The organism is Maritimimonas sp. 2210JD6-3, from assembly GCF_056591795.1.
The window spans coordinates 59,514-79,782 of record NZ_JBWQOJ010000003.1; the positions used below are offsets into that span (position 1 = coordinate 59,514).

General features: G+C 32.9%; 21 protein-coding genes and 1 tRNA gene. 13 read left to right on the forward strand and 9 right to left on the reverse strand.

Annotated features, from left to right (window positions below):
* Positions 1–34: 34 nt before the first annotated feature.
* The 8 genes from AC1EUY_RS02650 to AC1EUY_RS02685 all read left to right on the forward strand — a co-directional run bounded on the left by AC1EUY_RS02650 (position 35) and on the right by AC1EUY_RS02685 (position 6,149).
* Positions 35–346: a hypothetical protein gene (locus tag AC1EUY_RS02650; protein WP_480193947.1), complete on the forward strand. Its 312-nt coding sequence runs from the start codon at positions 35–37 to the stop codon at positions 344–346.
* Positions 343–1,005: a tRNA (5-methylaminomethyl-2-thiouridine)(34)-methyltransferase MnmC2 gene (mnmC2, locus tag AC1EUY_RS02655; protein ID WP_480193948.1), complete on the forward strand. Its 663-nt coding sequence runs from the start codon at positions 343–345 to the stop codon at positions 1,003–1,005. Before AC1EUY_RS02650 ends, mnmC2 begins: the two co-directional genes overlap by 4 nt.
* A gap of 69 nt (positions 1,006–1,074) precedes the next feature.
* Positions 1,075–1,650, forward strand: a complete 576-nt coding sequence (locus AC1EUY_RS02660) for an RNA polymerase sigma factor (RefSeq protein WP_480193949.1) — start codon at positions 1,075–1,077, stop codon at positions 1,648–1,650.
* Entirely contained in the window at positions 1,650–2,141 is a 492-nt protein-coding gene (locus AC1EUY_RS02665) for a hypothetical protein (protein WP_480193950.1), read from the forward strand. Before AC1EUY_RS02660 ends, AC1EUY_RS02665 begins: the two co-directional genes overlap by 1 nt.
* A 241-nt stretch (positions 2,142–2,382) precedes the next feature.
* On the forward strand, positions 2,383–3,981 hold the full coding sequence (locus AC1EUY_RS02670; protein WP_480193951.1) for an OmpA family protein: 1,599 nt from the start codon (positions 2,383–2,385) through the stop codon (positions 3,979–3,981).
* A gap of 680 nt (positions 3,982–4,661) precedes the next feature.
* Positions 4,662–4,889, forward strand: a complete 228-nt coding sequence (locus AC1EUY_RS02675; RefSeq protein WP_480193952.1) for a type II toxin-antitoxin system Y4mF family antitoxin — start codon at positions 4,662–4,664, stop codon at positions 4,887–4,889.
* On the forward strand, positions 4,886–5,221 hold the full coding sequence (locus AC1EUY_RS02680; protein WP_480193953.1) for a HipA N-terminal domain-containing protein: 336 nt from the start codon (positions 4,886–4,888) through the stop codon (positions 5,219–5,221). The genes AC1EUY_RS02675 and AC1EUY_RS02680 overlap by 4 nt, the downstream gene beginning before the upstream one ends.
* A complete protein-coding gene (locus AC1EUY_RS02685; protein ID WP_480193954.1) occupies positions 5,211–6,149 on the forward strand; it encodes a HipA domain-containing protein in 939 nt (312 codons plus the stop codon). The genes AC1EUY_RS02680 and AC1EUY_RS02685 overlap by 11 nt, the downstream gene beginning before the upstream one ends.
* 27 nt (positions 6,150–6,176) lie before the next feature.
* Here AC1EUY_RS02685 and AC1EUY_RS02690 read toward each other — a convergent pair whose 3' ends face one another.
* From AC1EUY_RS02690 to AC1EUY_RS02700, 3 genes are read right to left on the reverse strand one after another with little or no spacing between them, the layout of a single operon-like run.
* Positions 6,177–6,536 (reverse strand): DUF6730 family protein, encoded by a 360-nt coding sequence (locus AC1EUY_RS02690; RefSeq protein ID WP_480193955.1) that lies wholly within the window; start codon positions 6,534–6,536, stop codon positions 6,177–6,179.
* A 12-nt stretch (positions 6,537–6,548) separates the two neighbouring features.
* Positions 6,549–7,010 (reverse strand): hypothetical protein, encoded by a 462-nt coding sequence (locus tag AC1EUY_RS02695; protein WP_480193956.1) that lies wholly within the window; start codon positions 7,008–7,010, stop codon positions 6,549–6,551.
* A complete protein-coding gene (locus AC1EUY_RS02700; RefSeq protein WP_480193957.1) occupies positions 6,988–7,413 on the reverse strand; it encodes a relaxase/mobilization nuclease domain-containing protein in 426 nt (141 codons plus the stop codon). The genes AC1EUY_RS02695 and AC1EUY_RS02700 overlap by 23 nt, the downstream gene beginning before the upstream one ends.
* A 110-nt stretch (positions 7,414–7,523) precedes the next feature.
* On the opposite strand from AC1EUY_RS02700, the gene AC1EUY_RS02705 reads away from it, so the two are divergent.
* On the forward strand, positions 7,524–8,252 hold the full coding sequence (locus AC1EUY_RS02705) for a hypothetical protein (RefSeq protein WP_480193958.1): 729 nt from the start codon (positions 7,524–7,526) through the stop codon (positions 8,250–8,252).
* Positions 8,253–8,524: 272 nt separating this feature from the next.
* Here the strand turns inward: AC1EUY_RS02705 and AC1EUY_RS02710 are convergent.
* A tRNA-Asn gene (locus AC1EUY_RS02710) sits at positions 8,525–8,598 on the reverse strand.
* Between the two features lie 176 nt (positions 8,599–8,774).
* Between AC1EUY_RS02710 and AC1EUY_RS02715 the strand changes: the two genes are divergently transcribed.
* Together AC1EUY_RS02715 and odhB are read left to right on the forward strand one after the other, a co-directional pair.
* A complete protein-coding gene (locus AC1EUY_RS02715) occupies positions 8,775–11,498 on the forward strand; it encodes a 2-oxoglutarate dehydrogenase E1 component (RefSeq protein ID WP_480193959.1) in 2,724 nt (907 codons plus the stop codon).
* Positions 11,499–11,568: 70 nt separating this feature from the next.
* The gene (gene odhB / locus AC1EUY_RS02720; protein WP_480193960.1) at positions 11,569–12,783 is read left to right on the forward strand and encodes a 2-oxoglutarate dehydrogenase complex dihydrolipoyllysine-residue succinyltransferase; all 1,215 of its coding nucleotides are present in this window, start codon (positions 11,569–11,571) and stop codon (positions 12,781–12,783) included.
* A gap of 82 nt (positions 12,784–12,865) precedes the next feature.
* Here the strand turns inward: odhB and AC1EUY_RS02725 are convergent, their stop codons facing one another.
* Complete coding sequence (locus tag AC1EUY_RS02725; RefSeq protein ID WP_480194058.1) at positions 12,866–13,804, reverse strand: pyridoxal-phosphate dependent enzyme; 939 nt, start codon at positions 13,802–13,804, stop codon at positions 12,866–12,868.
* A complete protein-coding gene (locus tag AC1EUY_RS02730; RefSeq protein WP_480193961.1) occupies positions 13,794–14,414 on the reverse strand; it encodes a DUF1684 domain-containing protein in 621 nt (206 codons plus the stop codon). The genes AC1EUY_RS02725 and AC1EUY_RS02730 overlap by 11 nt, the downstream gene beginning before the upstream one ends.
* Positions 14,415–14,647: 233 nt before the next feature.
* On the opposite strand from AC1EUY_RS02730, the gene AC1EUY_RS02735 reads away from it, so the two are divergent.
* Positions 14,648–15,886 carry an MDR family MFS transporter gene (locus tag AC1EUY_RS02735; RefSeq protein WP_480193962.1) on the forward strand — a complete coding sequence of 413 codons (1,239 nt, stop codon included), beginning with the start codon at positions 14,648–14,650 and terminating at the stop codon, positions 15,884–15,886.
* A gap of 40 nt (positions 15,887–15,926) precedes the next feature.
* On the opposite strand, the gene AC1EUY_RS02740 is transcribed toward AC1EUY_RS02735, so the two are convergent.
* A complete protein-coding gene (locus AC1EUY_RS02740) occupies positions 15,927–17,864 on the reverse strand; it encodes a CocE/NonD family hydrolase (RefSeq protein ID WP_480193963.1) in 1,938 nt (645 codons plus the stop codon).
* Positions 17,865–17,923: 59 nt separating this feature from the next.
* Complete coding sequence (locus AC1EUY_RS02745; RefSeq protein WP_480193964.1) at positions 17,924–18,364, reverse strand: Lrp/AsnC family transcriptional regulator; 441 nt, start codon at positions 18,362–18,364, stop codon at positions 17,924–17,926.
* A gap of 121 nt (positions 18,365–18,485) precedes the next feature.
* Here AC1EUY_RS02745 and AC1EUY_RS02750 point away from each other — a divergent pair, with 121 nt between their 5' ends.
* Positions 18,486–18,872: a hypothetical protein gene (locus tag AC1EUY_RS02750; RefSeq protein WP_480193965.1), complete on the forward strand. Its 387-nt coding sequence runs from the start codon at positions 18,486–18,488 to the stop codon at positions 18,870–18,872.
* Positions 18,873–18,883: 11 nt separating this feature from the next.
* Here the strand turns inward: AC1EUY_RS02750 and AC1EUY_RS02755 are convergent, their stop codons facing one another.
* Positions 18,884–20,215 (reverse strand): amidohydrolase family protein, encoded by a 1,332-nt coding sequence (locus tag AC1EUY_RS02755; protein WP_480193966.1) that lies wholly within the window; start codon positions 20,213–20,215, stop codon positions 18,884–18,886.
* Between the last annotated feature and the right edge of the window lie 54 nt (positions 20,216–20,269).

A 20,269-nucleotide genomic window follows, 5' to 3' on the forward strand; every position in this document is an offset into this window, starting at 1 on the left:
GAAAAAAGCGCCATTATTATATGAACCATCAGAAATGGCCTTGCTGATGCGCCAGATGTATGAGTATAATAAAGTAATAAGACAACAAATTATTAAACAAGACACTATCGCAAAATTTCCTGATGATTTTTTAACTATGCATACGGCGACACTTACAGATGCAACTGAACGTGATTCGGTTTTCGAACTATTATCTAAAAAATATTTGGCACTACAAAAATCAATTTACACTGCTAAAGATTCTGTAAAAACGCGATTTAACAGAACTATCGTTTCTTGTGTTGAATGCCACCAGACACGATGTGATGGTCCCATTCCTAAAATAAAACGTCTGTTAATAGAATGAAACGTGAAATTATCACTACTTCAGACGGTTCTACTACTATTTTTTTACCAGAATGGAATGAACATTACCATTCTAAACATGGTGCGATTCAAGAAGCATATCACGTTTTTATAAAAAATGGCTTTGATGTGTTTTCTAATTTTGATAAGTTATCAATTCTAGAAATAGGTTTTGGTACAGGGCTAAATACATTTATTACTTTTTTAGAAGCGCAAAAGAGAGCTGTAAAAATAAATTATGTTGGCGTAGAGGCATATCCTGTAAATGAAAAAGAACTTGGTAAGCTGAATTATGTTAAAGAACTAAATGCGTCAAATTTTTCCAATATTTTTACGAAAATACATGCACTTCCGTGGAATAAATCACAGGTGCTTACAGATGCATTTACGATTGAGAAACGGAAGCAGTTTTTTAAAAATATAGAAGACATAAATAGATATGATTTATTATATTTTGATGCATTTGGCGCTAGGGTTCAACCTGAATTATGGACAGAGTCTATTTTTCAAAAAATGTTTAATGCATTGAAAAATAATGGAATTTTAGTTACCTATTCGGCAAAAGGAAGTGTACGGCGAGCCATGCAGGCAGTAGGCTTTGAAATAGAGCGATTACCAGGTCCGCCAGGTAAACGTGAAATGCTTCGAGGAAGAAAATAAAATCTGTAAGCAATTAAATTATTTCCATTTTTTGTAACCAAATTTAAAGTGGTGATGTCTTATTAAGAAATGGAACCATCCAAAGATCAATTTTATATCGATAAAGTATTGCAAGGCGACGTGCAATCATTTAGCTATCTAGTGAACAATTACAAAGATATGGCGTATACTTTGGCACTTAAAATAGTACGAAATACAGAAGATGCAGAAGAAGTTGCTCAAGATAGTTTTATAAAAGCATTTCAACAGCTGGGTACTTTTCAAGGGAAATCAAAATTTTCTACGTGGTTATACACTATAATATACAGAACAGCCATTTCAAAAACCAGGAAAAAGCATGTAGCAGTGGCTGCAATTGACGATTATGTAATGAATAATTTTACCGCTGATGAAACACACTCTCAAATAGAGAAATTAAAATATGATGAACAACAAGATTATATTAAATTAGCAATCAGTAAATTATCGGAGTTAGATGCGCTATTGATCACGTTGTTTTATATGAATGAAAATTCTCTTGATGAAATAAAACAAATAACAGGGTATTCAAAAGCGAATGTTAAAGTACGATTATTCAGAGCTAGAAAGAAATTATATAAGGAATTAGAAATATTGTTAAAAGGAGAACTTAGAACAATTTTATAATGGATAAGCATAGTAAAAAACATATAGAACAAATTATAAAAGAAGCTTCCTTAGAAAAAGCACCTAAAGATTTTACCCAAAGAATAATGCAAGATGTAACGATTCTTTCTAATGATATTGAATTAAAAGATGCTAAGTTAAGTAACCTTTTAAAAGAGCATTTAATAGAATCTCCTTCATTATCTTTTACTCAAAAGACTACAGAAGCTATTGAGACTTCACATGAATTTTCTTACGAACCTATAATTAGCAAGCGAACTTGGTATTTGATTACAAGTGCTATAGTAGGAGTGTTAATTTATTTCTTTATAAAGAATAAAACTTCGAATGACGTTTCTATATTTTCAAAAATTACAGCATATACAGATCAATTTAATTTTAGCAATTTTTCATATAATGTCAATATTTCTTCTGTATTCGTGTTTAGTTTAGTGGCTTTAAGCTCGTTATTGTTATTAGATTATTTCATTAAGCAAAGAAGTTATTTATAAATACTTCCTTAAAAACGAAGAATTCTAAACCATTAATAATTTGCATAAATTCTAGTGATGCTATTTTAAAAATAGCAACATAAAAACTAAAAAGACATTACAATATCCATTTGTAGTATTCTGCATCTCTTTTTTAGATATCTAATTATGCCTGATTTAAATAATAGTCTTAAATTTGACTTTCGTAGAATTCGTAATGTAGAGACGTTATAATTCCGATAAGAAAAAGAATATTACTATCATGAAAAAAGTATTAACATTAATTTTAGCTGTTAGTGCGCTAATATTAGGGGCACAAACAACACCAGGGAAGCATGCAATAAAAATCACAGAGGTAAACACCAAACAGGCGGATTTTGGTGTGAACTTTATGGGGAAAAATAAAGTAATTTTTGCAGCGCCAAATGAAAAAGTGACTATTGTAAGGAGAGTTTGGAGAGAGAACGGCCAACCTTATTTAGATTTATACGTGGGTGATATCGATAGTACAGGTGGTATTATAAATAAAAGAAAGTTAAAAGGAGAAGTAAACAGAAAACTTCATGAAGCGTCAGTTGCTTTCACTAAAGATCAAAAAACCATTTACTTTAGCGGAAATAACTACAACGAGAAAGACAAATCTATTCGTGGTAAAGATGGGTATGATAATATACAATTATACAAGGCTTCTGTAGGTGAAGAAGGTGAATGGACCAATATAGAAAAATTACCTTTTAATAGTGATGATTACAATACGGGTTTACCATCTCTAAGTAATGATGGGAAGAAATTATATTTCGTTTCAGATCGTGAAGGAGGTCTTGGTAAAACAGATATTTATGTAGTTGATATTTTAGCGAATGGAGAATATAGTGAGCCAAAAAACTTAGGTCCAAGAATTAATACAGAAGAGCGCGAGATGTTTCCTTTTATAGCAGAAGATAATATTCTATATTTTTCTTCGAACGGACATCCAGGTTACGGAAATTTAGATGTGTTTGCTAGTAAAATTTTTGATAATACAGTGTCTCAAGCGCTCAATTTAGAACAGCCCATTAATAGCCCAAAAGATGATTTTGCGTACATAATTGATGATAAAAAGCAAAAAGGCTTTTTTTCTTCTAACAGAGACAATGGAAAAGGAGATGATGATATTTATTCTTTTTTAGAAGATGAGGTAGTATTTATTGAGTGTTTGCAAGAAGTAAAAGGAGTGGTGAGAGATGAAAACACAAAAGAAATTATTCCGGGAGCATTAGTTCAAATATTAGATAAAAATGGAAAACAGCTTCAAATTACTGCTGCACATGAGGATGATGCATCTTTTAGTTTTAAGATTCCTTGTGCAGCAACATATAGCTTAGTGGGTACAAATGATGGATATCTAAAAGAAATAAGAGAGATAAAAACAGTAAACGATTTAGAACAACCTGCGATAGAAGAAAATCTAGATATGACACCTGATTTTATTATGGTTGGTGATGAGTTATTGGTAAATATTAATGTGATTTATTTTGATTTAGATAAATATAACATTAGACCAGATGCTGCTGCTGAATTAGACAAGGTGGTTGAGGTAATGACCAAATATCCTGAACTAGATATTTTTGCAACTTCGCATACAGATGAAAGAGGAACTGAAGCTTATAATATGATCTTATCTAAAAAAAGAGCAAAATCTACAGTAGATTATATTATTTCAAAAGGAATAGATGCTGAAAGAATTAAAAGTGAAGGAAAAGGGGAAAGCGAACCCGCTGTTGATTGTACAACTAAAAAATGTACAGAAGAAGAGCATCAGTTAAATAGACGTACTAACTTTAAGGTATTAGAACAGATTAAAGTGAGAAGAGATAATTGATAATACTATTAGAGTTTTATTAAAATAAAAAAGCCATACAGTTAGTTTGTTATGGCTTTTCTTTTGCTTTTCCCCTCTTGGGTTCCTCTCGACTTCGCTCGAGATAAAATTCTCACTACAAAAGGTGACTAATCAAAAATAAAAATACCAACCTAATGGCTGGTATTTCATTTTAATGATCTCTCTTGGGCTTCCTTCGACTTCGCTCAGGATAAACTTCTCGCCTCAAAAGGGTTAAAATAAAAATACCAACCTAATGGCTGGTATTTCATTTTAATGATCTCTCTTGGGCTCAAACCAAAAGTCATTTGATTTCATTTATTTGATTATCAGATGTTTAACAATTTTCATTTTTCTTTAACTGTCATTTATTTTACCTTTATAGCACCATTTGTTGTACCTATGTTGTACCCAAATTAAGGACAAAATGACCTCCATAAAAGCAGTCTTAAGAAACAAAATTAGACAATCCAAAAACATATCTTAAAAGTTTTAGTAACCCTGTTTTAGATGAAGCAACAGAGGTCATATTGAGTTAAAAATCAAGAAACCTTATGTAAACCATATTCATTGTATGTTAATTATATGTAAAAGAGTATAATTTTGATTCAAATTGTATAATTATATTTAATTACATATAATTTATATATATTTACCTCGTTTATATTTAAAAACATATAATGAAAGAATTGGCAAGTTTTGTTAAAGAACGAAGGAAATCAGTAAATCTTACACAAAAGGAGTTTGCTGAACGTGCTGGTGTGGCATTAACAGTAATAAGAAAAATAGAGCAGGGCAAGACCAATCTAAATATGGAAAAGGTAAATCTTGTGTTACAAATGTTTGGTCATGAATTGGCAGCAGTTAATAGCAGAGAACTGGAAAAAATAGACAATCAAGAGTTATGAGAAGGGCTAACATATTTTATAAAGATGTTTTAGCTGGTATCTTAACAGAAACGGATGAAGGTGAATACATATTTCAGTATGCGGATGATTACGTGACAGATTACCCAGAACAACTCATTACGTTTAGCATGCCCGTTGCAAAAAATCCGTATATAAATAACCGTCTTTTTCCTTTTTTCGAAGGACTAATTCCAGAAGGATGGTTATTAAATATAGCTTCAAAGAATTGGAAAACTAATACTAATGACAGAATGGGTTTACTAATGGCTTGTTGTCAAAATTGTATAGGAGCAGTAAGTGTTATACCAATAGAAGAAACAGATGAAAAATAAGTGTTTATATTGCTATGAGGCATTAAAAGGAGAAACTGATTTTCATGAGAAATGTTGCCTAGCTTTTTTTGGTCAAAAAGAAGCTCCTGTACTACCATACTCTTTTGATCAAATGTCAGAATTAGCTAAGAGTGTAGTTGAAAGGAGTATTACGGTTCCAGGCGTTCAACCTAAATTATCTATGTCGTTAATAAATGAAGCTAACGAACTTGCTCATGGTAGATTGACCATCGTAGGAGCTTTAGGTGGTAATTATATTTTTAAGCCACCATCTAATGATTTTCCAGAAATGCCCGCTAATGAACATCTTACAATGCGCATAGCAGAATCTTTTGGAATACAGGTAGTGCCATCCTCTTTAATTCGTTTACAATCAGGAGAATTATCTTATATCACTAGGCGAATCGATAGAGAACCAGAAGGAGAAAAAAAACATATGTTAGATATGTTTCAAATTACCGAAGCTTTTGATAAATACAAAAGTTCTTCTGAAAAGATAGGTAAAGCACTTGGGAACTATTCTAGTAATACTTTACTAGATAAATTATTCTTTTTTGAGTTAACTTTATTTAGTTTTCTTATGGGTAATAACGACATGCATTTAAAGAATTTTTCTATGATAGAAACAGACAATGGATGGTCGTTGGCACCTGCTTACGATTTATTAAACGCAACGATTGTAAATCTGGATGATAAAGAAGAAATGGCTTTGACTTTAAATGGTAGAAAAAACAAATTAGAAAAGATTGATTTTGAAATGTTGGCAGATAATTTGGGTCTTACACAAAAGCAAACAAAAGGTGTGTTTCAAAGGTTTTATAAGCTAAAATCAAAAGCAATCAAGTGGATTGATAAATCTTTCTTATCAGATAAGATGAAAGCTCTTTACAAAGAAAAAGTGGAAGAAAGATATCATAGGATTTTTTAAAACGATGTGGTGATTTTCTTATAAATGTTATTTTTTAGTAATAACCTTCTCAGTTTTTATAGTGTTTTTGTGTTGAACATGATAAGCATAAACCAATGACGCCATTGAAATAAGAATTGCAAGGATAAAAGTAATAATTGCCCATTTAGGATATACCCCTGCTTTTTCAAATAATAATTCAAATCTGTTATATTGCCTTTCTTGCAGTTCACTTTGTTTTTTTAATTGGCCATTATATGCTTCTAAAAGTGGCTTGATTTCCGAAAGGTCAATGGCTACTTTTACATCTTTAATTTGATCATTAATAGTCTCCAACCTGTTTACATCACCTCGGAATTCTTCTAGCTCAGAAGTTAATAGTTCCATGTACTCTTTAATTCTAGTCATACTTTTAAATTTTTAAATTCCTATTCCGGCATCTATAGAATGTTTCACAACTCGCTTTGCGATTTTCTTTACAATACTTAAAGCTAATCTTGGAGCTAAAGGAATAGCTTTATCTAACACTTTTACTGGAGCTATGTTTTTTATGATTTTATTTGACCGACCATAAAGTCGTTGTCCGATGTTGCAACCAGTCATACTACGATGTACTTCGCTCCCTTTCAAATTATAATCATTGAATTCAAATCGAAATCCTTGAATGTTCCCTGCTTTATTGATACTTGGTAGCACCTTGACACCATTGGTATGCATGGCTTTGATGTAATCATCAAAATTCTTAGGAGTAAATTGTTTTAGGGTCAACTCATGCCTCCGCTTGATTTCCTGTCGAACCTCTTTCAATAAAAATTCTTTTTCAAACTGAACCTGTTTTACGGTAGTCAGTTGCATCTGTTCAGCCACTTTTTTCAGCTGCATACTGACTTCGTTTTCCGATGAAGCTATCATTGTAAGCTACCCCTCGAAAATCAATACGATTTACATATAAATGAATATGAGCATGCTCTTTATTTCTATGAATAAATGCAATAGCTTGTCTTTGTTCCAATTTCATTTCTTTCATAAATCGTTTACAGATCATTTCAAGATCCTTTTGTTGTAGCCGTTGCCCATCTTCTATGGTTGGGCTTATCACAAAGGACAGTGTATTCTTTTGGCAATAGTAGTTTTGGTCCTGGACCATTTTAAACTCTTGAGTTATCTCATTAGGATTGTCACCAATCAGTTCTTGCTTAAAGACAACTTCTGCTCCTTTTTCCTGATTCCATCCATAAGCTAAAGAAGCTTGTGTATGGGCAATAGCTTTTCCTTTTCCTATCATGGCGATAACTTTTGTAAATGTGCTTTTATCTCATCGGCTAATCGATATATTTCTTCGGTAAGTTTAATTTAATAAAGGATAATCATTAGAATCTTTTAAAACAATTTACTATGAAAAAGATTTTTCTAATTGTCTTTGCTACGTTTTATTTTGGTGCGAATGCCCAAGAAATAGAGTTGATGGGTTTGCGTCTATATCGAGGAGTCGAATCAAGTACTAAACTACAAAGAATGGAAATAAGTTTGCTCCTTAAAGATAGTATGCAATTGGTATCATTATCTCCTAAAAGTAAAATAGAAATGCTAGAAGACAATAAGGGTAAAAACCTAAGAATACCTGCTTATAAAGACGAAATAATCAATTTTCAACAATCACAGTTAGTTGACGAAGGACTTGGTATTCTTATTGAGTCAGTATCCATCCCTAGTAGAAAGGCCAAAAGCATTCAACTAAAGGGACGACTTGTCTATAATGTTATCGAAAATGCAAAAGAGCAATCGTTGATCCTTAAAGACGTTGATTTTAATAAGTGGAATAATATTTTAATTGAAGAAGAATCGATTAAACTACGCAAAGGGCGCTATAATGATAACAAGAAGGGTAGTATGCTCTCTTTTAGGTTTCTAAATAATAATGCGACCTATGTTATAAAGGATATAAAAGTGATAGATAATGCAACTGTGTTAGACAAGGTTCTCGAGTTTAAGCGCTTTACCGATGATGTTTCGTTGGCTATTTCTGAAGCATTAACTGATCGGAAATATGACCTTAAGATTAAATACAATAGGGTAAAGACAAAATCAATACCCCTTAGTAAGAAATTTTGCCTAGGTCTTTAAACTAAATAAGAAGTAAGTAATTAGAGGGAGTAGGATAGAAATCAATTTTTAAACATCTGAATATCAATATCTTGAAATCATAGTTCTGATCCCTCTTAATCATAAACAATTTAATTACTAAAAGAATTATCCTGATTACCTGTTTTTTATTACTCCTCAATGTCAAAGCACAAAATTTCAATTACCTAGGAATTAAGAGGTCAAAAAATAAAATGTTGTACCCAAGGCATAAAAAAAGACTTCACATTTCTGTAAAGTCTTCATTTTCAGAGCTCCCCCTCTTGGGCTCGAACCAAGGACCCTCTGATTAACAGTCAGATGCTCTAACCAACTGAGCTAAGGAGGAATTTCTACAAAACTCATTTTCGTTTTGCGTGTGCAAATATAATTGTTTTTCTAATTTCAACAAGAAGAAAAAAACTTTTTTTCAAAAATATTTTAGTCTAAAACCCACACAAATATTAATGCAAATAATTGTACTTTTGTCAAATTATTTAATAAGAAATCAAGTAAAAAGAGAAAATGGATAGATTTTCATTTTTAAATGCCGCCCATACAGGATTTATTGAAGATTTGTATGATAAGTATCTTGTAAATCCTGATTCGGTAGAGCCAAGCTGGAGAAGTTTCTTTCAAGGGTATGATTTAGCGAATGAAAATTATTCATTACATGAAGCAGCAGCAGTTGAAGTACCAGCACACGTTCATAAAGAATTCAAGGTTGCAGACCTAATAAATGGATATAGAACGCGTGGACATTTGTTTACGAAAACCAATCCAGTACGCGAACGCAGAAAGTACGAACCCACGTTGGCAATTGAGAATTTCGGATTATCTAAAGAGGATTTAACGAGTGTATTTGATGCTGGCGATATTTTGGGGTTAGGAAGTCAGCCATTAATCGAAATAATTAGGCATTTAGAGGCTATTTATTGTGATTCTATTGGGGTTGAATACATGTATATAAGAGAGCCAGATGAAATAAAATGGTGGCAAGATAAGCTCAATCAAAACGATAATCACCCGAATTTCGACCAAGACAAGAAAAAATATATACTTTCAAAGTTAAACCACGCTGTTACTTTTGAACAGTTTCTCCAAACCAAATATGTTGGTCAAAAGCGCTTCTCTTTAGAAGGAGGTGAAGCCTTGATTCCTGCAATAAGCAATATGTTGTATAAAGCAACAAATGAATTTGGGTTAAAAGAATGTGTTTTAGGGATGGCTCACAGAGGTCGATTAAGTACATTAATTAACGTATTTAGAAAACCACCTCGAGATCTTTTTAGTGAGTTCGAAGGGAAAGATTTTGAAGATGACAGTATCGATGGTGATGTAAAATATCATTTAGGATTAACCATAGATAAAACATATTTGAATGGAAAGCAAATAAAAATGAATTTGTGTCCTAATCCTTCACATTTAGAAACAGTTGATGCTATAGTTGAGGGTATAACACGCGCTAAAATAGATAACGACTACGACGGAGATTCTTCTAAAATATTACCCATATTAGTTCATGGTGATGCAGCCATTGCCGGACAGGGAATCGTGTATGAGGTAATTCAAATGGCCAATCTAAATGGTTATAAAACAGGTGGTACCGTGCACATTGTAGTGAATAATCAAATAGGATTTACCACAAATTATTTAGACGCCAGATCTAGTACCTATTGCACCGATGTTGCTAAAGTAACGCTATCGCCTGTATTGCATGTGAATGCAGACGATGCAGAAGCTGTTGTTCATGCAACCGAAATGGCTTTAGAATTTAGAACTCGTTTTAAACGTGATGTTTTTATAGATTTATTGGGATATCGTAAGTATGGTCATAATGAAGGGGATGAACCTCGTTTTACGCAGCCCAAGTTGTATAAGGCAATTGCAAAGCATAAGAATCCGAAAGATATTTATGCGCAACAGTTGATTAATGAATCGGTCATAGACCAAAACTATGTAAAACAAATTACAGAAGAGTTTAAAGAGACACTAGAGTCTGAGTTTCAAGAATCAAAAAAGCAAACCTCTTCTAAAGTAAACGAGTTTATGCCAGAAAGATGGCATGGATTTACAAGAAAGGATGTTGAGCACATGCTCGATACTGTAAATACTGAATATCCAGAAAAAAAACTTAAAGAAATCGCTAATATAGTTTCTACCGTTCCTGAAGGAGTAAAATTTTTACGAAAAGCAGAACGTATTTTACAGGGTAGGGCTAAAATGGTTTTTGAAGAGAATGCCTTAGATTGGGGAACCGCAGAGACCTTGGCTTATGGAACTTTGTTAGAAGAAGGGTTCGATATTCGTATCTCTGGAGAAGATGTAGAAAGAGGTACTTTTTCACATAGACATGCGATTTTGCGTGATGAAATTTCAGAAGAGCGTATTAACCTGTTAAATACCAATAAAAATAATAAAGGTGAGATGACCATTTATAATTCTCACTTGTCAGAATATGGTGTATTAGGTTTTGATTATGGATACGCCATGGCAAACCCGAATACATTAACTATTTGGGAAGCTCAGTTTGGTGATTTTGCAAATGGCGCACAAATTATATTCGATCAATATATAAGTTCCGCAGAGGATAAATGGAAACTACAAAATGGATTAGTAGTGTTACTACCGCATGGTTATGAGGGGCAAGGCCCCGAGCATTCATCAGCAAGAATAGAACGTTTTTTACAATCTTGTGGCAATGATAACATGACAGTGGCAAATTGTTCTACTCCCGCAAATATGTATCATATTTTGCGTCGACAGATGAAACGTGACTTTAGAAAGCCATTAATTGTGTTTACACCTAAAAGTTTATTACGTCATCCAAAGGCGGTAAGTAGTGTTGAAGACTTAGCGAATGGTACTTTTCAGGAAGTAATTGATGATACTATTGATAAAAAGAAAGTAAAGAAATTAGTATTTTGTATGGGTAAATTCTATTATGATTTGTTAGCAGAGCGTGAAAAATTAAATAGACATGACATTGCTTTAGTTAGAATAGAACAGCTATTCCCATTACATACAGAAAATATTAAATCGGTAATAGATTCGTATCCGAATGTAGAACGGTATGTTTGGGCGCAAGAAGAGCCTAAAAATATGGGCGCTTGGGGCTATATGTTAGAACGCTTTGAAGCTGTAAGGTTAGAATGTGCATCTAGAGGCTATCATTCAGCTCCAGCTGCAGGTTCTAGTACCCGTTTTAAGGTAAGACATCAAAAAGTTCTAGATAAAGTATTTGATTAAGAATAAAAATAATAACCAAATGTCATTCTGAACTTGTTTCAGAACGTTATAAGAAATAACATAATTTAAGATGGTTTTAGAAATGAAAGTCCCTTCACCAGGGGAATCAATCACCGAAGTAGAAATAGCAACATGGTTAGTTGAAGATGGTGATTATGTAGAAAAAGATCAGACTATTGCAGAAGTAGATTCAGATAAAGCAACGTTAGAACTGCCTGCTGAAGAAAGTGGTATTATTACGCTTAAAGCGGAAGAGGGCGATGCCGTTGCTGTGGGTGCTGTGGTATGTCATATCGATACCAGTGCTGCAAAACCTGAAGGAGCTACAACTTCAAAACAAGAAGAAAAAAAGGAAGAAGCTCCTAAAAAAGAAGCACCTAAGCCAGTTGAAACTAAAACTACCTATGCAAGTGGTTCTACGAGCCCCGCAGCTAAAAAAATATTAGATGAAAAAGGCATTTCAGCAAATGAAATAAAAGGAACAGGTAGAGATGGTAGAATAACAAAAGAAGATGCTGTAAAAGCTACACCAAGTATGGGAACACCTTCTACAGGTGGTTCGCGTGGTAGTGAACGCAAAAAATTATCGATGTTACGCAGAAAGGTGGCAGAGCGTTTAGTGTCTGTAAAGAACGAAACAGCGATGTTAACTACTTTTAATGAGGTTAATATGCAACCAATCTTTGATCTTCGAACTAAATATAAAGAGGATTTTAAAGCGAAGCATGGTGTAAGTTTAGGCTTTATGAGTTTCTTTACGAAAGCAGTTGTAAGGGCATTACAATTATATCCTGATGTGAATTCTATGATCGATGGGGATTATAAAGTATCGTATGATTTTCAAGATATTTCGATTGCGGTTTCAGGACCTAAGGGCTTGATGGTACCTGTAATTCGTAATGCAGAAAATTTAACTTTTAGAGGTGTAGAATCTGAGGTAAAACGATTAGCGATAAGAGCACGTGATGGTGAAATTACAATCGATGAAATGACAGGTGGTACTTTTACCATTACCAATGGTGGGGTATTTGGTTCTATGCTATCTACACCCATTATAAATCCTCCGCAAAGTGCTATCTTAGGAATGCATAATATTGTAGAACGCCCAGTTGCTGAAAATGGTCAGGTTGTGATTAGACCTGTAATGTTTGTAGCGTTATCATATGATCATAGAATTATTGATGGTAGAGAATCTGTTGGTTTCTTAGTAGCTGTAAAAGAGGCACTAGAAAACCCAGCTGAGTTGTTGATGGATAATAATCCAGATAAAGCGTTAGAGATGTAATTTTTATTTTAATTAACCTGCTCTTTCAGGAGCATTCAGAAACTTTATAATATCTAAAAACCCATGGTGAAAACTATGGGTTTTATTTTATAAAAGGTAAATTTTTCAAATCGACATTACCACCCGTTAATATCAATCCTATCTTTTTGTTTTTAAATTGAGTTTTATTTTTTAATACAGCTGCCAAAGTTGTAGCGCATGAAGGTTCCACGATTATCTTCATTCGTTCCCAAATCAATTTCATGGCTTCAATTATTTCTTCTTCGGTTACCCGAATAATTTCAGGCACATAATTTTGAATAATACTAAAGGTGATATCACCTAAATTGGTTTTAAGCCCGTCGGCAATGGTATTGGTAGTACTATTGGTTTCTATTTTTCTAGACTGTAAGGAGCGATATGCATCATCTACCTCATAAGGCTCAGTACCTATTACCTTACAGTTTTTATGAAATGATAAGGTGCTTAAAACGGTACCAGAGATGAGCCCACCACCACCTACAGGTGCTATTATATTATCTAGATCAGGACAATCTTCGATTAACTCTTTTGCAGCAGAAGCATTTCCCAAAATCACATTAAAATCATTAAATGGATGGATGAAGGTAGCGCCTGTTTCGTTTTGAATTTTTTGAGCAGTTACTTGTCGCGAAATTACGTTGGGTTCACATTCAGTGATTATACCTCCATAGCCTTTTACGGCATCTTTTTTTACCTGCGGGGCATCACTGGGCATAACAATATGTGCTTTAATACCCAAGTTTTTAGCAGCTAAAGCTAATGCCTGCGCAAAATTACCCGAAGAATGTGTTACAACACCTTTTAGCTTTTGCTCTTGAGATAATTGCATGATTGCATTAGTCGCACCGCGCATTTTAAATGCACCCATTTTTTGAAAATTTTCGCATTTAAAATAAAGATCAGCCCCAGCTAAAATATTCAATTGATGAGAAGTTAGTACCGGAGTATGATGTATATAAGGCGCTATGCGCTCTGCGGCAGTTAAGATGTCATTTTTTATGTTCACTTGTTTCGTAATTTTTGATACCAGCTTTTATCGCGATAGGTAGTCTATTTTCTTTGGGTGGGATAGGGCAAGAATATTTTGAATTATATACACAATACGGATTGTAAGATTTGTTAAAGTCAATCACAATTTTTCCATTAGAAGGATAGTCTGGTTCGATATATCTTCCTCCTCCATAACTTTCATTGTTTGAAGTCTCATCTGTAAATGGTAAAAAGAGTTGGTCATAAAAATCTGGTGAATTTTTATCCTTGCATTGATAAATATGAAGTTGTACTTCTTTTCCATTAAGGGTAAAGGTTGCAGTACCAAAAGTAGAATATATAGGTTTTCTTTCGGTAGTAGTAGGCATTTCAAATAAGTGTGGTGCCTCATCTTTCTTAAAGTCGGCCAGAACTCTATACGTTGTATCTATAGGGAAAAAACGAAGCTTTCGAAATTTTTTAAAATCTTCTTCATTAAAAGGTGTTGTTGCCTTATCAGCAAAATTTTTATTCATGTTGTATCGATAGTCTTCCACGGAAGTGATATAAGTATCTTCGGTATTTTTTTGTGCACAAGAAGTAATGCTTAAGACCAATAAAAAAAACATAATATATTTCATGTCTTAAAAATAGTAATTAATGCGTAATGGTATTTAATTTTATTTTGTAGCTTTGATTCATAAATTTAAAAAATATGTATTGTTTCACAAATTGTATTGTCAAAACCCAAAAGTCTTTAAAGACCAAAGGTCGGTGCGTGAATTTGTTGTAGCAATGAAAGAATAAATAGTATCAATACAAATTTAACCCGGCTCATAGCTGGGTTTTTTAGTTTTATATAAAACCAAACACTATGATTTTAGTTAATTATGTTAACTCAAAAATTATAAAACCTTATGTAGAAACCTTTAAAGGCCTGTCAAAAGAGATATGGTGGTTATCATTAATTACACTTATTAATAGAGCAGGTACTATGGTAATTCCGTTTATTTCTATATACCTAAATGAAGGATTAGGTTTTTCAATGCCTCAGGTAGGGTGGATCATGTCAGCTTTCGGTTTGGGTTCAGTAGTAGGATCTTGGTTAGGAGGTAAACTTACTGACAGAATAGGTTACTATAAAGTAATGACATTTAGTTTATTTGCAACTGGGTTGGCCTTTGTAGCATTACAATATATGACTACGTTTTATTCATTTAGTTTAGGAATTTTTGTCGTGATGCTCATAGCTGATATGTTTAGACCTGCCATGTTTGTGGCTATGGATGCGTATAGCAAACCCGAGAATAAAACGCGTTCGGTTACCTTGATACGCTTAGCAATTAATTTGGGATTTTCAGCTGGACCTGCTGTTGGAGGATTAATTATTGCAAGTATTGGGTATTATGGATTGTTTTGGATAGATGGTATCACTTGCATACTTGCTGCTTTTTTATTGTTGAATGTTTTACATCCTAAAAAAACTAAAGAATTAGATAAAAAAGTAAAAGTTGAGAATCCATTACCTGCTTATAAAGATGGCTCTTTTGTAATTTTCCTTTTAGCGATGCTACTGTTCGGATTTATATTCTTACAATATTTTTCTACCATGCCATTATATTATAGAGCACAATCATTAACCGAATTTGAAATAGGGTTATTACTGGGTATGAATGGTTTTCTAATTTTTCTTTTAGAAATGCCATTGATTAAAAAGCTGGTAGATGATTCGCAAAATAAAGTGCAACTTATGTTTTGGGGTGCTATATTGGTTGGATTAAGTTTTTTAGTTCTCAATTTTACTGGATGGGTAGGGATTTTAATTATAGGAATGTTACTAATGACTATCGGAGAAATGATCTTATTTCCGTTTTCTAATTCATTTACCATAGATAGGTCAAAAGCAGGATTGCAAGGTGATTTTATGGCATTTTATACAGTTTCATTTTCATTAGCACACGTATTTGGGCATAATACTGGTATGCAATTGGTAGAACATGTTGGTTTTCAAAGTACATGGTATATTATGACTGGTTTAGGAATACTGTGTGTTTTTTTATTGTGGATTCTAAAAAAGCGTACTCAAAAAGAATATACAAGAATAAAAGCCTAACACTATGCTAGGCTTTTATTTTAATTATTGTTTTTTGAACTTATTCGAGTATTGAAAATTCAATATTTGATGAGGTAAACACGGTATGTGTTTGATTTTTAAAATCATCTTCTTTAGCTTTAAAAATATTATCTACATACGTCTGCGGATTTAAGTCAATTAAAGGGAACCATGTGCTTTGTACTTGCACTTGTAGTTTATGGCCCTTTTTAATCGTATGAAAGACATCTTGTAATTTAATAGTTACATTGGTAGCTTTGTTTGGAATGAACGGTTCTGGTTTTGAAAAGCTATTTCTAAATTTACCACGCATTACTTCACTGCGAACCATTAAATGATAATTACTCATTTTAACATGTGATTGCATATCTTCATTGTTTTCTTCTGCATTTGGCGGATGCACATCAATCACTTTTACAATCCAATCTGCATCTGTACCCGTAGTAGCAACCTTTAAATTTGCTAAAATATCACCCGCTAATGTTAAATCTTCTTCTAAAACATCAGTTTCAAAAACTAAGACATCGGGTCGTCTTGCAGCAAAACGTTGATCATCAGTCATATATTTTCGAGGTGTAAATACTGTTTTAATATCTTCTGAATAAGGAACAGGATGTTTTAAGTCACTCACAAACTTTATAGACTCATTACCTTCTTGTTTGGTTGTTAATTTCTGACTTTCTGAAAGGAAAAACGTTTCTTTACTTACATGTGCAGGAGGCCAACTTTTATATGTTTTCCATTCTTTTTTACCTGAATCATATACATAAGCTTCAGGCAAACCTGTGTTTTTATCACCAGTACCTTTTAAGAAATGATTAAAGAATTTTGTTTCAATATTTTTTTGAAAAAATTCTGATATAGAATCACCAAAGTAATAATTTCCCACAATGTTTTTTCCTCGAGATCGTGCCCAGGCACCATGATCCCAAGGGCCAAAAACTAAGGTGTTATAATTTTCTGGATTGTATTTTTCAATGGTTTTATAGGTCTCTAAAGGGCCATATAAATCTTCTGCATCGAACCAGCCACCAACTACCATAGTGGCTACAGTAGGTTTGATATTCTTTAGGTGCTGAATAATTCCTTTGCTTTGCCAAACACTATCATAATTAGGATGTTCAACAAACTCTTTCCAAAAGAAGTCATCAATTTGATCTTTGCCCTTTAAGGTTGGGTTGTCTAAAGGTTTATATTGAAAATACTTATTCAAATTACGCAAGGGGCCAGCATCTAAAAAGAATTGATATTGATCTTGAGTACCCAACTCGGGAAGTTTGTACCAAGCCGAATCTATAGGCTTATCTTTTGGTGTTCCGAATAACGGAATGGCTCTGAAATAACTCAACAAAAAAGCACCATTATGGTGAAAATCATCAAAATAAAAATCACCAATACATGCTTGTGGTGATGCTGCTTTTAGTGCAGGATGGGCATCTAAGGTAGAATAGGTGGTATAAAATCCTGGATACGAAATACCCCAAGTACCTACATTACCATTAGTATTGTCTATATTTTTCACCAACCAATCAATGGTGTCATAGGTATCTGAAGCTTCATCAATATCGGTATCAGATTTTTTATTTGAATTATAAGCACGCATATTATCATAGGTACCCTCGCTCATCCAACGCCCTCTTACATCTTGATAAACAATTATATTGCCTTCTTTCATTAAATATTCGTTTGGGCCAATTCTATTACGAAATTGACCTTCACCATACGGTTGGCAGCTATAGGGTGTGCGTTGCAATAAAATAGGGTAGGTCTTACTCTTATCTTTTGGTGAATAAATAGTTGTATGTAATTTTACGCCATCTCGCATGGTGATGTTTACTTCCTTCTTATCATAATGATCTTGAACATAAGTATCTGGTACTGCTTCAGTAGCTTCTTGATCTTTAATTTTTGCAGGATTAGTTTTTGTACAACTTATTGCTAAAAAGAGCAATAATGAGAATTTTAGGAAAGTTTTCATATTCGATTTTAATAAAGTGAACTAAAAGTACAAAAACTAACTAAATAAGCTTGTTAAAATTATACAGGTTTGATTTCTTTTTGATGAATTACTTGAGAAAGTACAATTTGAGTTTTTGTTTCACCATAGGTAATGAGTTCGTCGATTAAAGATTCAAGGTGTTGCTGATCTTTTAAGATCACTTCCATGACAATGTTTTCATTTCCTGTTACACGATAACAATTAATTACTTCATCATACGATTTTACTTTTTTTAAAAAAGGTTTTAATTTACCCATAAAGGCTTTCAGTGTAATAATAGCCTTAAGCTGATAACCTAATTCTTTTGGAGAAATAAAAGTTTTGTAAGCTTCTATGACACCAATATCTTCTAATTTTTTAATGCGTTCAGATACTGCAGGAGAACTAATGCCTACTTTTTTGGCTATAGCAGTATTAGATTGCTTAGCATCTAGTTGTAATAGTTTTAAAATGGCTTTATTTATAGAATCTAAATACATTAAAATAAAAACTTAATAATACCTTAAAATATAAGGTAAATATAGTTTTTTTATTTAAATTTTAAATTTTAATCTATGTATTAGTGTGTAATTTTGAGTTCCTAATTATTCAGAATAACAAATGACATCTCAGTTTTTAGACATACAGTTATATAGAAAAGCATTAGAAATAAGAATGCTTTCTACTAGTATAAGTCATTATTTACAAGATGATTTATGTAAATTAAATGAGGACGGTTCTGAAGATGAAAATATTTATTTTTCTGGTGATATAATACAACAATCAAGTGCTTTAGCTCCAGAAATTTTGAATGCTGAAAAAAATAGAAATGATACTGATAGAAAGTACTATCATATCAATTCACTATCGCAACTCACTAAACATTTATATAGAAATAGTAAGCGATTAGAGCGTTCTAATAGTAGCAGTAGAGATTACTTAAAAATACTACAAAGAGAATTGAAAGTTTTTAATTCCCTACAACGTAAGTGGATGCTAACTCTTTAGTATTATTTCTGCTATTTGTAACGCTTGCCGTGCTTGATAACAATATCAACATTTTGCAGTAAGGCTATATGCCTTAAAACATCACCCTTTACTGCGATGATATCTGCATCTTTTCCCTCAGAAATTGTACCTACTTTACCTTCTACACCCATCCATTTTGCAGGCCAATAGGTAGCTGCACGAATTGCGTACATTGGGTCTATGCCAAATTCGTTTACCCAAACATCTAATTCATTCCATGTAGATTGACTGTGAAATTTCATAGGGATACCACTATCGGTACCAATCATTAAAACAACTCCTGCTTCCATTAATTGTTTGATTTTTTTTTCTAAAGTTGGTTTCCTAACAGGAGTTAGCTGAAAATAAGGTAAACGATCTTTATGCTTAAAGCTATTTTTAATATCGGTAACAATTGTATCATTTAAACCTCTATGCCAAGAAGTATTATCTAAATGTTCGCCATTATCACGAACATATTCATAATTATATAAACCCTCTACAGTTGGGCACCAAAATAAAGGACCTAAATTCATTTGTGCCGTACGTTCTTTAATTGCATCCATAACATCTTCAGGATATTGAGGTGCTGATGACAATCCAGTATGCTCAAAACAATCTACACCCGCCTTTAATCCCATTCTAATTTCTTGTGGGCGATGACCATGAGCGACAACTTTTAGTTTGTGCTTATGCGCTTCATCAACAAGTGCTTGCAGTTCTTGACTACTTAATTGATCTTGATCAACTAATTTGATACAATCTACTCCAGCATCAGCTAGCTTTTTAACCTTTTTTTTAGCATCATCAACTCCATTAATTCCCCAACGAAATGCTTCGGTACCAGGATAGGGTTTTTTCTGTAAAAAAGGTCCTGAAACATATAAAGTTGCACCTGGTATTTCACCATTATTAATTCTATCTCTTACTGAAAGACTTTCTTTTAGAGGTCCACCCAGATCTCTAGCACTGGTAATACCCGCCATTAACAACTGTTCTGCAGAAGAAGGCATAATAGTATTTTCTAATAAAGGAGGATAAGTTTTATCCCAATAAGTATAATCAGCATGACCATTAATCATAGTATGCACATGCATATCCCATAAACCAGGAAGTACTGTCATACCTTCTGTAGAAATTATTTCGGCATGATTCGGTATTTGCAATGTTTCAACAGTTCCAACTGATTTAATTTTCTTGCCCTCAATAATAATGACACTATTTTTAATCGGCGTAGATCCATAACCATCAACTAAAGTACCTCCAACAAGTACTTTTAATTGTTGTTGAGCTACAGCAGATAGAAATAAAAATAAGGATAGGGATAATAGTAAAATTCTCATAATTATAAAGATGGTTTAGTAAATACTAAAATACAACATAATTATGAGAACATA